The following is a 19,570-nucleotide window of genomic DNA, read 5'->3' on the forward strand; positions in this document are numbered from 1 at the left end:
ATAGATTTCCTATTTTTGCAACCAAATATAACTATAGCAACAAAGATCATGCGTTATCTACTCTCAGCGCCTTCGCACATAAAGGCCACCATCCAGCTTCCGGCGTCAAAAAGTATCAGCAACCGTGCGCTTATCATCCATGCACTGTCGAAGGGCAATGACGTGCTTTCGAACTTGTCCGACTGTGACGACACGAAGGTCATGGTCAAGGCTCTGACAGAGGGCGGGGAAGTAATCGACATCCTTGCCGCCGGAACGGCCATGCGCTTCCTGACAGCCTATCTGAGCAGTACGCCGGGCACTCACATCATCACCGGGACGGAACGGATGCAGCAGCGTCCCATACAGATATTGGTGAACGCCTTACGGGAACTGGGAGCCAATATCGAATATACCCGCAACGAGGGTTTCCCGCCCCTGCGGATTGAAGGGGCACCGCTGGCCGGCAACGAAATTACACTGAAGGGCAACGTGAGTTCACAATACATTTCGGCCTTGCTGATGATCGGGCCGATCCTGAAAAACGGTTTGCAGCTCCGGCTGACGGGTGAGGTCGTCTCGCGTCCGTATATCAACCTGACCCTGCAACTAATGAAGGACTTCGGTGCATCGGCCCGGTGGACGTCGGACCAGAGCATCTCGGTCGAGCCGGAACCTTACCGCTGCGTCCCGTTTACCGTAGAGAGCGACTGGAGCGCAGCCTCTTACTGGTATCAGATGGCTGCCTTATCTTCCGAAGCGGATATTGAACTGACCGGACTGTTCCGCCACAGCTATCAGGGCGACAGCCGGGGAGCGGAGGTATTTGCCCGGCTGGGAATAGAAACCGAATATACGGAAGAAGGCATACGGCTGAGAAAAAACGGCAGTTATGTCAAACGGCTGGACGAAGATTTCGTCGACATTCCGGATTTGGCACAGACGTTTGTCGTGACTTGTGCGTTACTCGATGTCCCTTTCCGGTTCACCGGGCTACAAAGCCTCAAAATCAAAGAGACAGACCGCATCGAGGCCCTCAAAGCGGAAATGAAGAAACTGGGGTATGTGTTACACGACGAGGATAACAGCATTCTGTATTGGAACGGCGAACGCATAGAGCCGCAGGCATGTCCCGTTATAAAGACGTATGAAGATCACCGCATGGCCATGGCTTTTGCCCCGGCAGCGATTCATTATCCGACAATACAGATCGATGAGCCGCAGGTCGTATCCAAGTCATATCCCGGATATTGGGACGATTTACGCAAAGCCGGTTTTATGATTGAGGCGCATGTCACAGAAAGCTGAATACGGAAACATCTCCAGCCCCATCACAGAGCACCTCCCAAGACCGATTCCGGTAAAAAGTAAACCCTGCCTCCACAAAGTTCCGACTTCGGGAGGCAGGGTGCAATAACTTCAAGAATAATCAACATCAGGAGCTGCAGAGCGGTTTCTTTTGCAGCCGGACCAATGTTCATTATCTCAACGGCTCCATCCGGAAGGAATAGCTGTAAACCGTATCTTTCCGTATCTCATAATGGGGACGGGGTCCGGGTCCGCAACTGGCGTTGCCCAATCCCCTCTGAATGCAGTCCAGATTGAGAACAACCTCCGCACGGCGAATGTCGGGCAAATCGTGCCCATACTTCACTTGCCACAGATCTTTGTCCGTATAGTGCTGAGCACTGAAGTCAACCGCATCCGTTGCGGTGATCCTAAGCCCTTTCCCCCGGTCGTCGGTCAGTGACAACCAACGAGTATCCGTACGTCCACCCATTGTTTGCGCACGTGCATAATGTTCCGCCATATCTGTAACAGTCGTTTGGTAACGCCCGATATAGGCGGCATTCTTCCGGTCACGGTAATTCTCCATCGGCCCACGACCGTACCACTCGACTTGTTCTAACGAGGGATTGAGGAACATCTGCAAAGCCAGACGGGGAAGGTCAAAGTTACTACCTGTTGTAAAGTCGGCTGCCACATCGACCACACCATTACTGTAAACCTGATATCTGATGGTATAAGGAACGGTTACTTTCCCTACTTTCACTTCTATTTCCGAAAGGATGGATGCCGACTTTCCGTCCTCTGCCATCTTCCAGTCAAAACCACGCAGCGCGATCACCGGCTGAATCCATTCACGAGGATCATTGTTAATAGAACGATACCAGTTCAGTGACGGTCCTTGCTGCCGATGTATCAGGTTCCGCCCGTCATATCGGAGAGCAATCATCATGCCGGTCTTCGAATCAAACGACACTTCGGTTCCCGGAGCACGGAAACGGATATACTGCCGCTCTTCTATGACTTGCAAAGGCTCTGAAGGTTCCGGCATTTCGGATTTGCGTTTCTTCTCCTTCAGCAAGAACTGTTCCGTTGCCACTACATGTCCGGCTTTAGCCCATACGCAGTCACTTTTCAGTTTCACTTCCAGGTTAATGTGATAATCGGCATCTTCTGTCAAGTGGCGGAGGAAAGGAATATGAATCGTGCGGTGCTCGCCCGGCTTGCCGTCAGGCAACCCAAACTCTTCTTCCGCAACAGGCACCCCGTCTTTGAGGATGACATAACGCAGGTTGAAATGACGCATATTCAGGAATGAATAATGATTGCGCAACCCCACATTGTTCTCTCCCACTTCTTCAAAAGTCATATATTGGTATACCTTTTTCACTTCCCATAACTTAGGAGTAACCCTACGGTCGGGTGTCACCAGTCCGTTACAACAAAAGTCATTGTCGTTGGGACGATCACCGAAGCTGCCCCCGAAATAATAACGGTCCGGCGCTTCTCCGGGTTTGTTGATGCCCTGGTCCACCCAGTCCCAGATGCAACCTCCGATCATGCGTTTAGACTGATTGGCAATGTAGTCCCAATATTCTTCCAGGTTACCGACGGCATTTCCCATGGCATGTGCATACTCACATAGAAAGAAAGGTTTATTGCGCGGCTCGTTGTCCTGAGCTATCATACTTTCGATGGATGGATACATCCGTGAGTCCATATCGGCAACGTCATTCATTCCTTCATAATGGATGAACCGTGCGTCAATCTCTTTGGCAGCCTGATAAGCAGCCTCGAAATTGGGTCCTCCGCCCGATTCATTCCCCATCGACCAGAAGATAACGGAAGGATGATTCTTATCCCGTTCCACCATACGTACCACCCGGTCGACAAAGGCTTCTTTCCAACTTTCCCGCTTGGTCAGCATCATGTTGCCATGACATTCCAGATCGGCTTCGTCCATCACGTAAAGTCCATAGTAGTCAAACAGAGCATACATCTTCGGATCATTCGGATAATGACTGGTACGAATGGTGTTCAGGTTGAAACGCTTAAAGAGAAGAATATCCTCTATCATGCTTTCTACAGGCACCGCTTTACCGAAACGGGGATGAATGTCGTGACGATTGGCACCCTTGAACAACACCAATGCATCATTGATATACACTTTATTGTCACGTATTTCAATTTTGCGGAAACCATATTGTTGGGTAGTTGCCTCGAGCACCTTGCCGGAAGCATCCAGCAATTCCAGATTCACAGTATACAGATAAGGTGTTTCGGCGCTCCAGAGTTGGGGATCACGAATACTTGCTTTTGCAGGCAGACAGATCTCTTTTCCGGCAGCCAGGTTACCGACCGCAGTTGTAAACGTACGCAAAGTTTTGCCATCGGCATCCAGCAGCCCTATGCGTACGCAGGTATTCACAGCAGACTTGCCATAGTTCTTCACGTCTGCTTTGACACATAAGTCGGCCTTGTCGAAACGGTCACTGATGACAGAAGTAAGATGCACGTCGCGCAGGCGAAGTTTCGGAGTCGCCACCAGATAGACATCCCGGTGGATACCGCTCAGGCGGAACATATCCTGGTCTTCCAGATAGCTGCCGTCACTCCAGCGATACACTTCGACCGCCAATATGTTTTTACCCGGCTTCACATACTGTGTGATGTTGAACTCGGCATCATTGTTGGCACCCTGGCTATACCCGACTTTCTTACCATTGATCCACAGATACATAGCACTGTACACTCCATCGAAGTGGATAAACACTTCTTTATTCTTCCAGTCGGCCGGCAGAGAGAATTCCCTCCGATAGGAACCTACCGCATTAGGCTCTTTCTCTACCGTATATCCTCTCTGTCCCTGTATAAAGGGTGGATTGTTGCGTATCGGATAGGTGATATTGGTATAGATGGGGGTGCCGTATCCCAGCATCTCCCAATTGGAAGGAACCGGAATCTCTTTCCAGGCAGACACGTCATAGCCCGGTTTATAGAAATCCACCGGACGTTCAGAAGGTTGCTTTACCCAATGAAACTTCCAGTCACCATTGAGCAACAGATAACGGGAAGAGTGATTGCGTATCCAAGGACGGGTGTACGAAGGATCGCCCTTCATCTCTTCCATATCGGCGAAGGGGACAAACGTGGAACGCCCTTCTTCTTTGTTAACGGCAAATATCCGTTCATTCTCCCAGTCATTATCACTCCGGGTTTTAAAAGCCTCAGCCACCACTTTCAGATTCGATTTCACGATTTTCCATTGCTGGCTTATTTTCTGCGCATCCGGTTTGAGCTGGTAAACCGGCTCGGCCACAAGGCCGGCATCCGGGAAGCCCAGATTATAACCACTCGCTACACTGGTGAACAAATAATTCCCATTGGGTAAAGCCGTGATACGCCATTGCTGATTGGGATTTTCTTTATTTGGGTCCCATTGGATGACCGGACACTCCTTGCTCCCATTGCCGCTATTGTCGATTCCCAGTTCAGTGAGCGGACTGACAATGGAATAGCAGCCGTTACCGCAAGGAATCAGATTCCAGACCTGCGACTCTTTATGGGGTTCCTTTTTAGAAATAAATATCTTACCACCTAAATCCAGACTCTCCTGATTGTCCAGGACAAGCCCGTTCTGGGTATGGATCTCGTAGCTTTGCTTCGGATCGAACTCCTGGGCACGAACCATTCCTACTGTCGACCACAGAGCAACGCTTACCAGAAACAGATGTTTAAAATTTAGCATACTATTGATATTAAGAAAAGGCAGGGAAGAAAACCAAGGGCTGTATCCGCCAACAAAACGTATGTCTGCCTGTGTGATACAGCCCAAACCTATATTCAACCCAACTACCTATTGTTTTTACTGAAATAAAGCCGATTGTTTGTACACTCCGAATGTATGGATAGCAGGACAGGCAAATCCGTCGAGGATACGAAGACGTACCTGTTTGGCTTTTACCGGTTCGAAACGCACGATCCATTTATACCCCACCGTCTGCTTATCGGTTGCTTCCGGTATCGGGGTCCAGTTACGGCCATCATTAGAGTACTCCACACTCCACTTCGTCGTGCGGTGTCCCAATTCGATCACTTCCTGAATCATCAGGCAGTCAAACTCTGTCTGCCGGGGAAGGGTGAAAACGATGTCCGAGGTCTTGGCTCCGTCCCGGCCGGCAAAATAAGTTTCCTTATTGTTGTCCGTCAGGAATTCCGGACGGAATTTACCTCCGCGTCCGTTCGTTGCTTTCACCTTGGCCTTAGCCAGCAGATTGTTCCCGAAGGTTTCGTCCAATCCCTGCTTCAGCAAGGCAGCATGAAGTGAATCGGTAGGATGAATCAATCCGCGACGATCAGGTGGGAAGTTAAGCAGCAACACGCTGTTGTGACCGACAGAAGTACAATAAATGTCCCAAAGCTCTTTGACACTCTTCACACGGCTGTCTTCTTCGGCATGATAAAACCAACTGGGACGAATGGATACATCGGTCTCGGCCGGGATATAAGCGTCGCCGCCTTTTACTCCCTCGTTCAGTCCTTCGTAATTTTTCCACTCATCTTTGATGCAGACAGAGTCGGTAGTCGACCAGCAAGGATCACCGGCTTTGCCCGATTCGTTCCCCATCCAGCGCACATCTGCAAAAGGATACGAGTTCTTGGTCCCGAAAATGACACAGTCCGGTTGCTTCTCTCGCACAATCTTATACCAATGAGTATAGACGGGAGTAGTCAGTTCGTCTGCTCCGGCACCGTCCCACCAAGTTTCCCAGACTTTTCCATAGTCACCCATCAGCTCTTCCAACTGGTGACCATAATACTGCTTGTACTTCTCCGTAGTATAAAGAGGAGAAAGATGTTCGTGCCGGTCGTGCGGACCCAGATAGATGCCCGCTTTGATGCCATACTCCTCGCAAGCATCCACAAACTCGCGCACAACGTCTCCCTTTCCATTCTTCCAGGCAGAGTTCTTCACCCCATAATCCGTATATTTACTGGGCCAGAGGCAAAACCCATCGGCATGTTTGGCTGTAATGATGGCACTGGGGATACCGGCCGACTGAAGGGTACGCATCCACTGCCCGCAATCGAGGGCCGTAGGATTGAATATAGCTGCCGGAGCACGTCCGTCCCCCTCGTTTACATACTCCTCAAAGGTATTGATCCCGAAGTGAAAGAAAGCGATCATCTCACGGTTATACCACTCTACCTGTCGCGCACTGGGAGTCAGTCCGTAGGGTTCGGGAGCTTTTTGCCCCCATACAGGTCCCGCTACAGCAGCGATTCCCGCCGCTAAAAAGAAATTTCTTAGATTCATGTGTTCGTCTATTTTACAGTTTTGTATATCAGAATAAATTAAGTTCGCTGACCGTCACATGCGGTCCGCCGTTCACGGCCGTGATGGTTACTTTCAGGTAGCGTCCATCTACAGCAGCGGGCAGGAAGGATCGGAACTCACCTTGTGCCGGAATATCTTTAAACTTAGCGGTTACCGTCCAGGTGGCATTATCATCGCTCACTTCCACAGTCACCTCTTTCGGCCCGTCATATCCCTCTTCACGTGCCTGGCAAGCAAATCCCTGGATATGGGTTGTTTTCTTCAGGTCAATAACAATCCAGTGAGGTGGTTGCGGATGCTGAGTGCTCCAGTCGGTACCCCAGAAAGTATTCAGATCGCCATCCAGACAAGCTTCTTTCAGTCCGCTGTGTCCCCAATCGCCCTCTTTCGGTTCTTCGGACGAAGCACTCAATGCTTCCCATCCGGTGCGGTCGAGCAACTCCATATTGCTGGCATCCATCGATCCTCTGAAAATGAAGTAGATGGTCTGGCAACAATGATCGGCTGCCGCTCCCTCCACCGAAGTAATGCTTATGGGCAACAGATACTCCTTGAACGCCTCGATGTTACCTTTTGCATGAACCGTGATTGCGGCGTCCTCAGACTTCGGTGTCCCGGCTTTTACCAATACTTCTTCAGTCAGGTCGTAAGCGGCTTCCGGCAGCAGTTCATATTCGGTTCCGTTCTTCGCGTTATACTCGTCTACCTTACCCGGATCGGCTTGCAGATGTACCACAGCATCATTAGGCAGCCCGTATTCGGTCAGTTGCGGATAGGTTTCGGGAGTAACAGCCACATTAAAGGTCTGCACATACGGCTCGTCTTCAATGTAGAAATTGGCTTTCACGGCAGTTCCCGCATCGGGTATGTAGATGGTCAGGTCGCTGTCATTGTCACTGCATCCCACTGTGCAGCAGAATCCGGCAGCCAGAATGGCTGCCTTCAGTATGTTCTGTTTCATGATTCTTCTCATTTTAAATGTTTATTCCCATCCGGGATTATTGGGTAACAAATTCGGATTCATCGTTGTCTCGTCGATAGGCAACGGATGAAGATAGAGCTTATCGTCCCATTTACGGGTCGATCTGTCCGGATAAACAATCAGCAGGTTGTCCTCGGTCAGTTCCCGGGAAAAAGAATCGTACTGCTCTTTCAGCTTGTCCGATACTTTCATTCCGAGCATACTCTTGGGTGCTTCCAGCAACTTACCCGCTTTCCAACGTACAATATCATCCCAACGGAAATCCTCGCCGATCAGCTCGACCGCACGTTCGCGGCGGATCTCGTAAAGCAATGGAGAAAGTTCATAGCCATAATCCGGCCAGTTCGGGTCGGTAAAGCCGACATTCACTTTCAGGTGCGGCATCTCTACACGATCTCTGAGTTCGTTGATGGTCAGGTCCAATACATCTTGAGTACATTCGCCCAGTTCGGCCTTTGCTTCGGCATAGTTCAGCAACACTTCGGCATAACGGAAAATAAACACATCCAGTGTAGACTGTCCGATGTTCCACTGTTCCGGATCCGTCGAGTGATACTTCATTACATAATATCCGGTGGTACAATATTTGGTATCTATGACCGGAAGAGCATTAAACTGGCGGGTGCCGTCACTCAGCACCTTGAAAGGAAGCTCCGGATTATCAATAGTCTGGCGCAAACGCGGATCGCGCTGCATCAGTTCGTCCATCGGCATATCTGCCTCTTCGTATTCCGGACTGACAGCAGTGGGCAGACCGTCGGCACACAGGTATTGCTCAAACATGGCACGGCTCAAACCTGTATACGACTCTTCCATCTGGCGGGTATTGTTGTGCATCAACAGCTTGGTAATATAAACCCTCGGCATGATGCACTCACTATTGGAAGATAAATCTTCCTGTACAAACAGGTTATAATAGTCCAGAGTGGGGTTGTCGGTCTTATAAATCGCGTAGCCGCCTTCTTCAATCACTTGTTCCGCAGCCTCGGCAGCTTCACGGTATAACTCTTCATAATCGCCCAGCCCATGATATTTGCGGAAAGACGCCTCGTACAGACAAGCTCTCGATTTGAAAGCCAGCGCGGCATACTTGTGCATGTTACCGATCTTCGTTTCATTGGGTTTGGGAAGGTGTTCGATGGCAAAATCGAGATCTTCCAGGATGTGTGTAAACACGACTTTCCGCGAATCGCGCCCCTTATACAGTTGCTCGGAGTCCATCTGCAATTCTGTTTCATACCAAGGTACATCGCCGAAACGCTTCACTTTGTATACATACTCCCAGGCACGGAAGAAACGAACCACAGCCACCGAACGGTTTATCTGTTCCTCGTCACCTTGCACGCGTTTGTAGCGGTCCATAAAATAGTTGCAGGAACGGATATTTCCCCAGTCTCCGCTTCCCCATCCGCCACCGGAAGTAGGAATCGTTTCAAGGTTGAAAATCCAGGTCTTCGGTTTCTCGTTCACGTAACAGTCCGATTCGTCATCGGCACCGGGGCCTTGTGCTCCCGGCAGGATTCCGTAAAAGCCATTGGCATAAAGTTCGAGGTCCTGCACACTTGTCCAGAATTTAGGGTCGGAGAGAGAATCCTCAGGATACAGGTCCAGCAGGTCAGAGCAAGAGGTGAACATAAAAGTACATGCCACTGACGCCATCAGTAATATCTTATTCTTTTTCATAATTGTTATCGTATTAGAGGGTAATGTTTAATCCGAATGAAACAGACTTGGTCAGCGGATAGGTGCTGAGGCTCACTGTTTCGGGGTCGTATATGTCAAACAAGTGATCGAACGTCAGCAGGTTTTGTCCGCTTACGTAGAAACGTACATGGTCTATCTTCCACTTGCCCAGCAGTGCTTTCGGCAGCGAATATCCCAATGTAATGGACTTCAGGCGCAGATAAGCGGCATTCTGAAGGTAGCGGGTCTGCGTTTCGCGGTTACCGGTCACGTTGTCATAAGTAGAGCGGGGGAAGTAAGCATTGCGGTTATCTTCCGTCCATGAATCGAGTGCATGCTTGAAAGGTACGTGCCACTCGTTGCCGAAGCCCCAGAACTGGTTACCTCCCAACACTACATCCTTTTTACCGATACCCTGGAAGAATACATCAAAGTCAAAATCACGCCATTGCAATCCACCCTTAATACCATAGCTGTAACGCGGTTCACTGTTACCGATTATCCTTTGGTCACCCGGATCATCAAGCGTATTCTTTCCTTTATTTATCTTGCCGTCACCGTTCAGGTCTTTGTACTTCACATCGCCCGGATACCAACCACCGCCGTAGATTTCCGACTGGTCGGCATGGGCATTTACTTCTTCTTGTGACTGGAAAATACCTTCGGTAACCAGCCCCCAGATTTCGCCCCACTTCTTGCCAACATAGTGGGTTGAAAGCAGATTCTGCGGATTGTTGAACTTCGTGATCTCTGCCTGATAATCGGACAGTACGAAGCTTACATCATAAGAGAAATCCTTGTTTACGCGGTCTCTCCATCCCATTGAAAGTTCCCATCCGGTTGTTCTCAGATCGGCCGTATTGGCTTGCGGCGCGCCTGTACCCAGCACTGCGGGAAGGGGTGTACCGTTAGTCACCATATCGAGTGTCTTACGCATGTACCAGTCGAAGGTTCCGTAAAGACGGTTGTTCAGCAATGCCCAGTCCACACCTAAGTCTATCTGGCGCACGGTTTCCCATGTCAGGTACGGACTGACGATGCCGCCGGGACTCACACTGGCTATTTTCTTTCCGTCTACCAGATATCCCATCTCGCCATTGGTACCCATTGTGGCTATATAAGGATAGTCGCCGCCAACCGACTGATTACCCAACGAACCATAAGAAGCTCTGAGCTTGAGTTCGTCCACAATCTTCTTGGCCGGTTCGAAGAAAGCTTCGTTCGAGATTCTCCAGGCTGCCGAAACGGACGGGAAGAATACGAACCGCTTGTCTTTAGGGAATTTGGAGGAACCGTCATAACGTCCGTTCAACTCCAAAAGATAACGTTCGGCATAATTGTAGTTGATGCGGGCAAAATATCCCATAGTAGCCCAGGAGTGCTGGCCGCTTCCATTGTACTTCTCTCCGTAGGCCTGTCCCAGACCGGGGAGGTCATTACTGATAAGGTTTTCACGCTCGGCATTGAACCAGCGGTAACTTTTGGTTTCATAATTATATCCCAGCAACAGTTTTATGTTGTGTTTGCCCAAGGACTTGGTGTAGTCGGTATAGGCATTAAACGTCTGATAATAGTTATCGTCGGTGGTAAACTTCACACGGCTCGGAGTGGTATGCGGAAATACGGTTACGATATCCGGATTGGCGGTATGTTCCAATATCTCCTTGCCATGCTGTTTCTTTGAGAGGATATACATGTTATAGGTATAATCCACATTGATGGTCCAGTCTTTCAGGGGAGTGATTTTCAGACCTCCGGTCAGCCAAAGGTCATTCTCTTTGTTCTTACGCTCGCCGGAGATGGACTGAGTGGCTACCATATTGGTCCAACTGCCCTGTCCGGAGAAGTTTCCGTCCGGATGGTAAACCGGCATCATCGGACGAAGGTCGGCACCGTAGAAAGCACTGTTGATCTGTGCCGTCTCGTCACTGTTATTGCTTCCGTAGGGAGCATCCCGGAAAGTATTGTTATAGACGGTTTTTAACCGAACCTGTAACCAACTGGTAACGTCCGAAGTCAGGTTCAGGTTGACATTGAAACGACGGTACTTATCGTCGTAATGCTTCAGTGTTCCCCCTTGGTCGAGGAAACCTATCGAACCGTAATAGGCCGTCTTACCCGAACCTCCGTTGAGAGACAGGGTGTACTGTTGCATCAGGGTGTTGTCTTTGATGGTTTCATCTATCCAGTCGGTGTTGCCGCAATACAGATACTTATTGGGATTGGACGGATCGATGAATACCGGCAGATTGTGCTTCGGATCGGTATAATAGGCATAAATATGATCCATATAGTTCTTATCGTAGTAATCGCCTCCGCCCGAGTTGCGGTTGGTCAGATTATGGAAATTGGCAAATGTCCACGAATCCATGTACTCCGGTTTGCGTGTAGGCGAATTGACAGACCAGTTGGACGAGAACGAGATCTTGGCTTTTTCGTCTTTACCTTTCTTGGTGGTAATCAACACGACACCATAGGCTGCCTGTGTTCCGTAAATAGAAGCCGAAGCCGCATCCTTCAATACCGATACGCTTTCCACATCGGCCGGATTAATCATGTTGGGATCCATCTGCACGCCATCGACCAGTACCAAGGGTCCGGAAGAGTTTATAGATGTAGTACCACGGACGTTGAACCCGTATCCTTTGCCCGGCGCACCGTTGTCAGCGGAAATGTTCAGGTTACCGATCATACCCTGCAGTCCCTGGCTAAGATTGGTGATAGGGCGACTCTCCAATGCCTCTGCCGAAACACTGGCTACAGCTCCGGTGAGGTTGGCTTTCTTTTGTGTACCATAACCCACCACCACGACTTCGTCCAAAGTTTTATTGTCTTCTTTCAAGGTGATTTGCAGACGGGTCTTTGCGGAAACGGTCACGACTTGTGTTTCCATTCCAATAAAAGAGATTTCAAGTTGCTCTCCCTGTTCCGCTTCAACCGAGAAGTTACCATCCATATCGGTGATTGCTCCACGTCCGGGAGCACCCTTTACCAATACAGAAGCCCCGGGAAGCGGAGAACCCGTGACGTCAAGAACACAACCGGTTATTTTCTGTTTCTGCTGTTCTACCTGCACCACTCCGGCAGATGCTGCATTGTAGTCGTGAGAAGCAAGGCAAGGTTGAAGTCCCATACCCGAAAGAAGGACAAACATCCCTGAAATCCTTACGGCTCTTTCTACTAATTTTCGTTCTCTCATAATAATAATGAATTAAAATTAACATTAGGAATCAAGCAAGGCGTTGCTGACTCTTTTTAACTAAAGACGAAAGCAAAGGTATCTTCATGGTCTTAAGAGAGGGATTAAATAAGGGTTAACGGAGTAATTAACCTCCCATATTTCTTGTTAACCCGGCACTACAGTCCACCGAACACAGAATTCTGTAAGTTAAAATATGCACAAAGATAGTATAAAGAAATACTAAGCTATCAGAAAGACAGCAAACAGCCTTTTTCGCTGACTGCACCCTTTACAAAAAAGGAGCAACCGGAAGAAACGAGCACCCCCAACCGGGCAAATGGAGGTGAAAAACCGGACTTTTTCTCCTCAAGAGCCTTGGTCGGGGGTGAAAAGAGCCGGGCTTTTCCGAAAAAGAAGTAAGCATTTGATCGAAAAGAAGTAAGCATTTCCGGAAAATGCTTACTTCTTTTTCAAATATCTCTATATGTTTTGGCCGATAGCATATATTGTTACGGAAACAGAGAGCCTGCGGGCGCTATTTTACTTCTGGTTGGATGACCGGGAGAAGGCTTCCCGAAGTATCGAAAGGACAGGTATTCCGCCATTAAGCGGACAGGCGACACGGAATGGCTTCACATCTGGTTCCCCATTGACTGAAAACAGGTAGAATTACTGTCGGAAAGATAAACGGATAAACAAAATGACGGCGTTTTTTCGCCTTTGCTTTATCCAGTGGTCGAAATAACGAAAGCCAGGAGGCTTTCGTTAGCATTTTGACAAATTGACAACCGGACCGGATTAAACTTTGATATCTGCGAGAGCTATGCCATACTCCTCATTCATCACCCGCTTGTAGTCTTTTGTAAACGCAGCATAACGCCTGATGGCTTCCTCCTGATTGTTCTGCTTCCGAAAGGCACAAATGGTATAGGCAAGCGCCATATCCGACAAAGGATCGGCTATAAAGAGGATATTACAAAGACGGATGACGATACTGAACCGGGCATCCCGGTAAGCAAGTTCCAGTTGCTCGGGCAAAAGAGAATAAATCAGCGTTTCCACTTTTTGTTTATAATAGTCGAAGAATCCGGATTCGGCAGTAGGTATAAACTTTCCTCGTAAAAGTATCTCCAACCACTCTGCACGTATGGCACCGGGAGTCTCTTTCTTTTTTTTATCCGGAGAAGTAAGATTCATCAGACGGATGTAATCACAATAAAATTCTTCGCCAAACACCATACAGAAGTATCCGTTGCGGAATACGAGTTCAATACCATCTACATCCTGCAATATCTTCCTCACATGATTCATGGAAACTCCTTTGAGGTTCTTCACATTGCTACCGGATTTATCGGGCCAGAATATCTGATTCATATCAGACGAAAGAACTCCCCTCTTACCTACACTGTTCAGCAGAATATACAAAAAGATAGTACGCAGCTTGGGGCTGAGCATATAGGTAATATCACGTCCGGCATTATCGAGTATAGTAAACATGCCGAAAAGGAAAACAGCATTCTTGTCGGGTGGCAATACGGCCGGCAATTCTTCCCAGTCGGAAGTTTCTTTTCCACCTCCTTCTTCTTTCACTTCAGGCGATTCCATAACCGGAACTTCCGGGATAGCAGATTCTCCCTCCGGAAGTACTTCGGCAAATGTAGTTTCTGCAAATGCCTTATCGTGCTTCCGCCTATAGCGCATAATGCCCCATATACAAGCCGCCAACAGTAATATCCCACCCATTACGCCTCCCAGAAACCTGGTATTCAAGGCATTCCTCATCCGGCTGTAATATTCCACATCGTCCAATGTAACCGGCGGAGCAGACAGAGAATACAAACGGGTAGTCACTTGACCATGCTTCTCAAACTCTTGGATAGAGCAATAGAATTCATCTAATTCTTCATTGAAATAAAGATTAGCGTTGGTAGCAATCTCTTCCGAAACAATCGGGATGCTGTCTCCTACCGCTTCGCATTCTCCGTCACGTACAGACAACCTATATAATTGCAAAGTGGAATTGGGCAGATATTCCGGATATCCCAGAAGAAACAGATATTTTTCATCCGCAGAGAGTATCATGTTACGGGACACCACCCGGTTGACCGCCGGCGCTTTCGTTTCCCAGAGTTTCTGTACCGAACGGGTTTGCATATCTATCCGGTATAAATCATACAGATAATTGCGCCCTACATTCTGATCACCTGCCTCGTTGCCCATGCCTCCGTAGAGGTATATCCGCTTGTAATCATTGCTCACAGCCATGCCCGAGAAGTAACGGGGAATCACCCGGTCACCGGAGAAGACCAGTGTATCCCAACGACAGGTATTCAAATCGTATGCCAGAAATGTATTGCTGTACCTACGGCTTCCGTAACCGCCAAACAGGAAGAACTTTCTTTCGCCCGGATGAAAGAATCCGCAATGATGATGGAGCTGCTGGCAAAGATAGTCGGAACTGGCCGGACGCCACTCTTTGGTAGTAAGATCCAGCGCCGCCACCATGGCATCACCATGCGAATCGGCCACTTCATAAGTATACAGCTTGCGGGATGCCTCATCCAGAAAGTTCATCCCCAGACGAAGCTGAACCGGAAGAGGAGTCTTATAAGATATCTTCGATAATTCGTGCGTGTAAAGGTCGAACGCGGACAGAGAATCCTGATTAAAGAAGAGGATATTCTGGTGTGTCTTGTCAAAGTTAAGACCGGAAGGCGTGGAAGAATAGGCCGTAAAGAGTTCTTTCCAGTAGTAGGACTGATTAATCAGCCACACAGGATTGGTGACCTGTCCCACAACATGTCCCCGGCTGTCGTGCACATCTTCTCCGCTGCTCTCGTTCAAAGGAAATATCATGATCTCTTCACCGTCGGTAAGAGACAAGTTACGGATGGCATACGAAGCCACATCCAGGATGTATTCGCATTTACCAAAATAAATATGCGGTGAGAATCCTGTCGGCTCCAGTCCCAGGTTGGAGATCTCCTTGCTCCGCTTGCCAATCGTAATTCGGGCACAGTCTGCGGGTATATCCAAAGCTATGGAAACAGGCAACCAGCGGTGATCATAGTCTTCCTTATCCAGTTCGAAAGTACAAAAGATACGTTTGCCGTCTTCGTTGAAGGAGAAAGAACAACGGTCGCCGGGTTTGTGCAGATACGTAAAACTATAAGTTTTCCCGGCATCCCGGTCTTCCAGATAAAGGATGTAACCGGGACTCTCCACATTCCGGACCAGATAATCAAAGGAGATACGGAAAGCGTTGGTGAAAGTGCGCTCGTGCCCTTCACGCAATACAGAATAGGTGGCACGCTCACTAATCCGCTTTTCGTTCCCATAGAAAAGAAGTCCCTGCGAAAAGCAATCGACTATGCAAAGCCACATCATTCCGATAGCAAACAAACATCCCAACCTTCTCATATACTGTTCTTCGATAAATGCGTCATCCGTTTCATAGTGCAACAAAAATACGAAAAATTATAGAATTGGCAAACGTATGCGCCGATTAGTGCTCGTTGGAGTAAGAGTAAGGCAAGTCTTTCTTCTGAGTACCGCGCCGGGAATCGGGCACGCTGTCCATCCATAACACCAGCTCTCCTCCGGAAGTAAGCTCACGGTGCGTCAGGTAGTTACGGGTAAATTCACTTTCATTGAGCAGGGCTTTCCCGATATACCGGTTCGCCGGGCTATTGCCTTCCGCCTTCACTGTGAAGTTCTTTCCGTCGGGCAAATGTAATGTCAGTTTCGGGAAGAGCGGAGATCCCATGGCATACTCCGGAACACCGGGACAAACCGGATAGAATCCCATGGCGGAAAAGACATACCAGGCGGAAGTCTGCCCATTATCTTCGTCACCGCAGTAGCCTTTGCTGCCGGAGTGATAAAGCTTATCCATCACTTCGCGGACGTGCTTCTGGGCCTTCCAGGGCCGGCCGATATAGTCGTATAGATAGATGGCATGTTGCACAGGTTGGTTGCCATGTGCATATTGCCCCATGTCAAGAGCCACCATCTCGGCTATCTCGTGGATAACAAAACCGTAAGTACCGTAATTATAGGTATTGGGAGCTGTAAACATAGAGTCGAGACGGGCTTCCATCGCTGTATGTCCTCCCATCAATCGAGACAAGCCTTCGGGATCATGCAGCACACTCCACGTCCAGTGCCAGGAACTGCCCTCCGTGAAAGGGCCTCCCCATTCCGTCGCGTCAAAAGCGTCTCTCCATTTCCCATTGGCATCTTTTGCCCACATGAATCCATAGTCGGGATAGTAAAGGTTCCGGTAGTTGAGGGCTTTCCGGTAATAGGTATCGGCAATCTCTTTCCGGCCAATGGAGTCGGCAAAACGTGCGACACACCAGTCGGCGTAAGCATATTCAAGGGTCTTGGCCGTGGCCTCGTGCACTTCGGGATAGGGAACATAGCCTAAACGGTCATAGTAACCGAATCCGTCACGTCCCACCGAACTGATTCCGGGATGCCGGGCCTCGGTCTGATGAATCATTGCTTCAAGAGCTTTCTCCGGACAGATAGTACGAATACCTTTCATCCATGCGTCTGTCAACAAGGAGATGGAATTATTACCAATCATACATTCCCGGTGGCCTGGACTCGCCCACTCGGGCATGAACCCACTTTCATCGTAAGCATTGAGGATGGATTGGGTAACCCGCTCGGAAACTTCCGGATATAATAAGGTAAACAAGGGATGGACGGCACGGAACGTATCCCAGAATCCATTATCGGTATACATATAGCCATCCTGTATCTTCCCATTGTAAGGACTGTAATAGACAGGTTTCCCCTGAGCGTCGAACTCATAAAATTCTCGGGGGAAGAGCAGGGTCCGGTAGAGGCAAGAGTAAAAGGTACGCAATTGCTCCTCACTGCCTCCCTCCGCTTCAATTCGTCCCAGATAACTGTTCCATTGTTTTCGGGCTTCTTCTCTCACCTGAGCAAGGCTCTTGCCTCCCACTTCGCGACTGAAATTGACAAGCGCCTGTGCAGGACTTATGAACGAGGAGGCGGTACGGACGGTTAATTTCTCTCCCGCCGACACATTAAACCTGAGGTAGGCACAAGTATAATCACTCTCCAACGTCGGCCGATGGCGCATCAGTGTATCTCCGTCATATACGCCTTCTTCTGCAATGGGATGGCTGAACTCTATTCGGAAATAGTTGGCAAAGTTATCCGGTACCCCGCCATTGTGATTACGCGCCACACCGGTCACGCACCGATTCTCCCGGTCAATCGTCAACGCACTTCCACCGTTGTAGGCATCCACAACGATATACTGGGCAGAGTCCTGCGGAAAGGTGACTTCGAATACCGCTCCGCGTGAAGTAGCGGAAAGTTCTGTCCGGAGTCCGTCGGCAAACGTAACGCTGTAACTGTAGGGAGCCGCCTCCTCTTGGGTATGTGAGAAAGGTACTCCCCGCTCTTTATGATCCATTTTCAGCACACCGGACAGCGGCATAATAGAGAAAGTACCGTAATCGTTAATCCACGGACTGGGCTGATGGGTCTGGCGGAACCCCCGTATCAGGCTGTCGGTATACGTGTACATCCAGCCGCTACCGTTCTCTCCGGTCTGCGGACTCCAGAAATTCATTCCCCAGGGAACCGCCACCGCAGGATAAGTATTCCCATGTGAAAAAGCATAAGTAGACTCCGTCCCCATCAGAGGATTCACATAGTCTACAGGGCTGAAAGACTCTTTTTGTTGTACACACGAAGCCAGTAAAAGGGCTGCACCGACAATTAGGATAGTTGAAAAATTCTTCCTCATAGCTTAATTTTATTTTCTAACAGAGGCTGTGGTGAAAAGAGTTTCAACACATCCCCCTTGCATTTTATTTAGGACACAAAACTAATGAGGAAGGGTTAGGAGGAGGGTTAATTCCCGGTTAACCTTCTTGCGAAAAGTCATTAACCGGGACTATTTTCTTCTTGCGACCTGCAAATTGGATTGCCGTGCATAGCCAATCCTGAAATTAAGAGGTTTCGGATCACCCAGTTGATAGGCATCGCGCAATTCCGGCTGAAGATACTGAGAGAAAGTGGAGATCGGCTTGTAGAAGGTACCGTACAAAGTAACCGACCACACCTCCGGATCAAAACAGGACAACGGAATGGAAGAGTCATCTTGTACAATAGCAGACGATTTCTGAAGAATCGTCTCGCGTATGCGCGAAAAAGCAGGTTCGTGCATCAGATAGGAAGCCGACTTGACAAATGTTGCTGTGGTCTCCGCATCAAAACGGTCCATAAACGCCTGTAACGGTCGGTTGGCTTGCAACCCCTCGTTACTGATATCTGTACAGAAATAATAGAGGGTCTGCAATCGGGAAGCGCCCGGACGGAAAAACCGGACTTCCATCCCTGCACTGCATGTGTTCCGGATGGTATCCCCCTCTTTTCTTTCGAAAAGATCTCCGGTTTCCGATAACCACACTTCCTGAATGCTGACTATCTTACGGTTCCCCCGGGCCATCAATAACGAATAGATGGGGACAACCCCGTCGATGGTATCATTGGCCAGTTCCTTATCCATATCGTTAAAGAAACTCAGATTGAGTACGTTCGATACGGCATTCTGATACAACCGGTAAGTTTCGGCAGAAGGATGCTTCACTTTCGGAGCAGTGCCGGCAGGTTCCAACCCGATCAGTACATAAGTGTCCATCTCGGGGAAGAACGCATTGGCAAACAGAAAGTCAGGACCGCCGAAAGGATAAAACAGAGTATGGCAACGAGTATTGATGTCTTCCAGTTCCGTCTGTGAGAAAGCTACCAGCCGGGGAGCCGTCTGCCGGAAAACATTCCATATCTGATCCATGTAACGGGCATGGTTCTTCCATTCCTTGGTCCGAGTCAGTGCGTAAAGCTTTCCGCTTGCTTTATCAACCGGCAAACCTGCAAGTACGCAAGACGCATCATTCAGGGCTTTATCAGGAACCAGCTTCGCAGAGTCATTGGAAGCAATCCTCACCCGGGAAGCATTTTTTCCTGCATTGCCGGAAGAGGCCGCCCCCTGACAACAAGCAAACAGCACTCCCAGCATAAAAGAAAGTAATACGGTTTTTACACAATTAGTTAGTTTAGTTTTCATTTCGTT

At 49.0% G+C, this 19,570-nt stretch carries 10 protein-coding genes; 2 read left to right on the top strand and 8 right to left on the bottom strand.

What is annotated here, in order from left to right; translation table 11 throughout:
* Positions 1 to 48: 48 nt before the first annotated feature.
* Positions 49 to 1,287 (top strand): 3-phosphoshikimate 1-carboxyvinyltransferase, encoded by a 1,239-nt coding sequence (aroA, locus tag KO473_RS12550; RefSeq protein WP_122130288.1) that lies wholly within the window; start codon positions 49 to 51, stop codon positions 1,285 to 1,287.
* A 172-nt stretch (positions 1,288 to 1,459) separates the two neighbouring features.
* Here the strand turns inward: aroA and KO473_RS12555 are convergent, their stop codons facing one another.
* The 5 genes from KO473_RS12555 to KO473_RS12575 are packed head-to-tail and all read right to left on the bottom strand — an operon-like array spanning position 1,460 to position 12,468.
* Entirely contained in the window at positions 1,460 to 5,113 is a 3,654-nt protein-coding gene (locus KO473_RS12555) for a glycoside hydrolase family 2 TIM barrel-domain containing protein (RefSeq protein ID WP_181996027.1), read from the bottom strand.
* 18 nt (positions 5,114 to 5,131) lie between these two features.
* Positions 5,132 to 6,583 carry an alpha-L-fucosidase gene (locus KO473_RS12560; RefSeq protein ID WP_122130289.1) on the bottom strand — a complete coding sequence of 484 codons (1,452 nt, stop codon included), beginning with the start codon at positions 6,581 to 6,583 and terminating at the stop codon, positions 5,132 to 5,134.
* A gap of 28 nt (positions 6,584 to 6,611) precedes the next feature.
* Entirely contained in the window at positions 6,612 to 7,565 is a 954-nt protein-coding gene (locus tag KO473_RS12565; RefSeq protein ID WP_181996028.1) for a discoidin domain-containing protein, read from the bottom strand.
* Between the two features lie 21 nt (positions 7,566 to 7,586).
* The gene (locus KO473_RS12570) at positions 7,587 to 9,269 is read right to left on the bottom strand and encodes a RagB/SusD family nutrient uptake outer membrane protein (RefSeq protein WP_122130291.1); all 1,683 of its coding nucleotides are present in this window, start codon (positions 9,267 to 9,269) and stop codon (positions 7,587 to 7,589) included.
* Between the two features lie 13 nt (positions 9,270 to 9,282).
* Positions 9,283 to 12,468 (bottom strand): TonB-dependent receptor, encoded by a 3,186-nt coding sequence (locus tag KO473_RS12575; protein ID WP_122130292.1) that lies wholly within the window; start codon positions 12,466 to 12,468, stop codon positions 9,283 to 9,285.
* 466 nt (positions 12,469 to 12,934) lie between these two features.
* Here KO473_RS12575 and KO473_RS12580 point away from each other — a divergent pair, with 466 nt between their 5' ends.
* Complete coding sequence (locus KO473_RS12580; protein ID WP_147346474.1) at positions 12,935 to 13,117, top strand: hypothetical protein; 183 nt, start codon at positions 12,935 to 12,937, stop codon at positions 13,115 to 13,117.
* 131 nt (positions 13,118 to 13,248) lie between these two features.
* On the opposite strand, the gene KO473_RS12585 is transcribed toward KO473_RS12580, so the two are convergent.
* The 3 genes from KO473_RS12585 to KO473_RS12595 all read right to left on the bottom strand — a co-directional run bounded on the left by KO473_RS12585 (position 13,249) and on the right by KO473_RS12595 (position 19,564).
* Positions 13,249 to 15,915, bottom strand: coding sequence for a kelch repeat-containing protein (locus tag KO473_RS12585; RefSeq protein ID WP_005818298.1), 2,667 nt, complete (start codon positions 15,913 to 15,915; stop codon positions 13,249 to 13,251).
* A gap of 40 nt (positions 15,916 to 15,955) precedes the next feature.
* Positions 15,956 to 18,241: a GH92 family glycosyl hydrolase gene (locus KO473_RS12590; RefSeq protein WP_005818297.1), complete on the bottom strand. Its 2,286-nt coding sequence runs from the start codon at positions 18,239 to 18,241 to the stop codon at positions 15,956 to 15,958.
* Between the two features lie 150 nt (positions 18,242 to 18,391).
* Entirely contained in the window at positions 18,392 to 19,564 is a 1,173-nt protein-coding gene (locus KO473_RS12595; protein WP_005784772.1) for a hypothetical protein, read from the bottom strand.
* Between the last annotated feature and the right edge of the window lie 6 nt (positions 19,565 to 19,570).

Source organism: Bacteroides sp. HF-4919, from assembly GCF_018860125.1.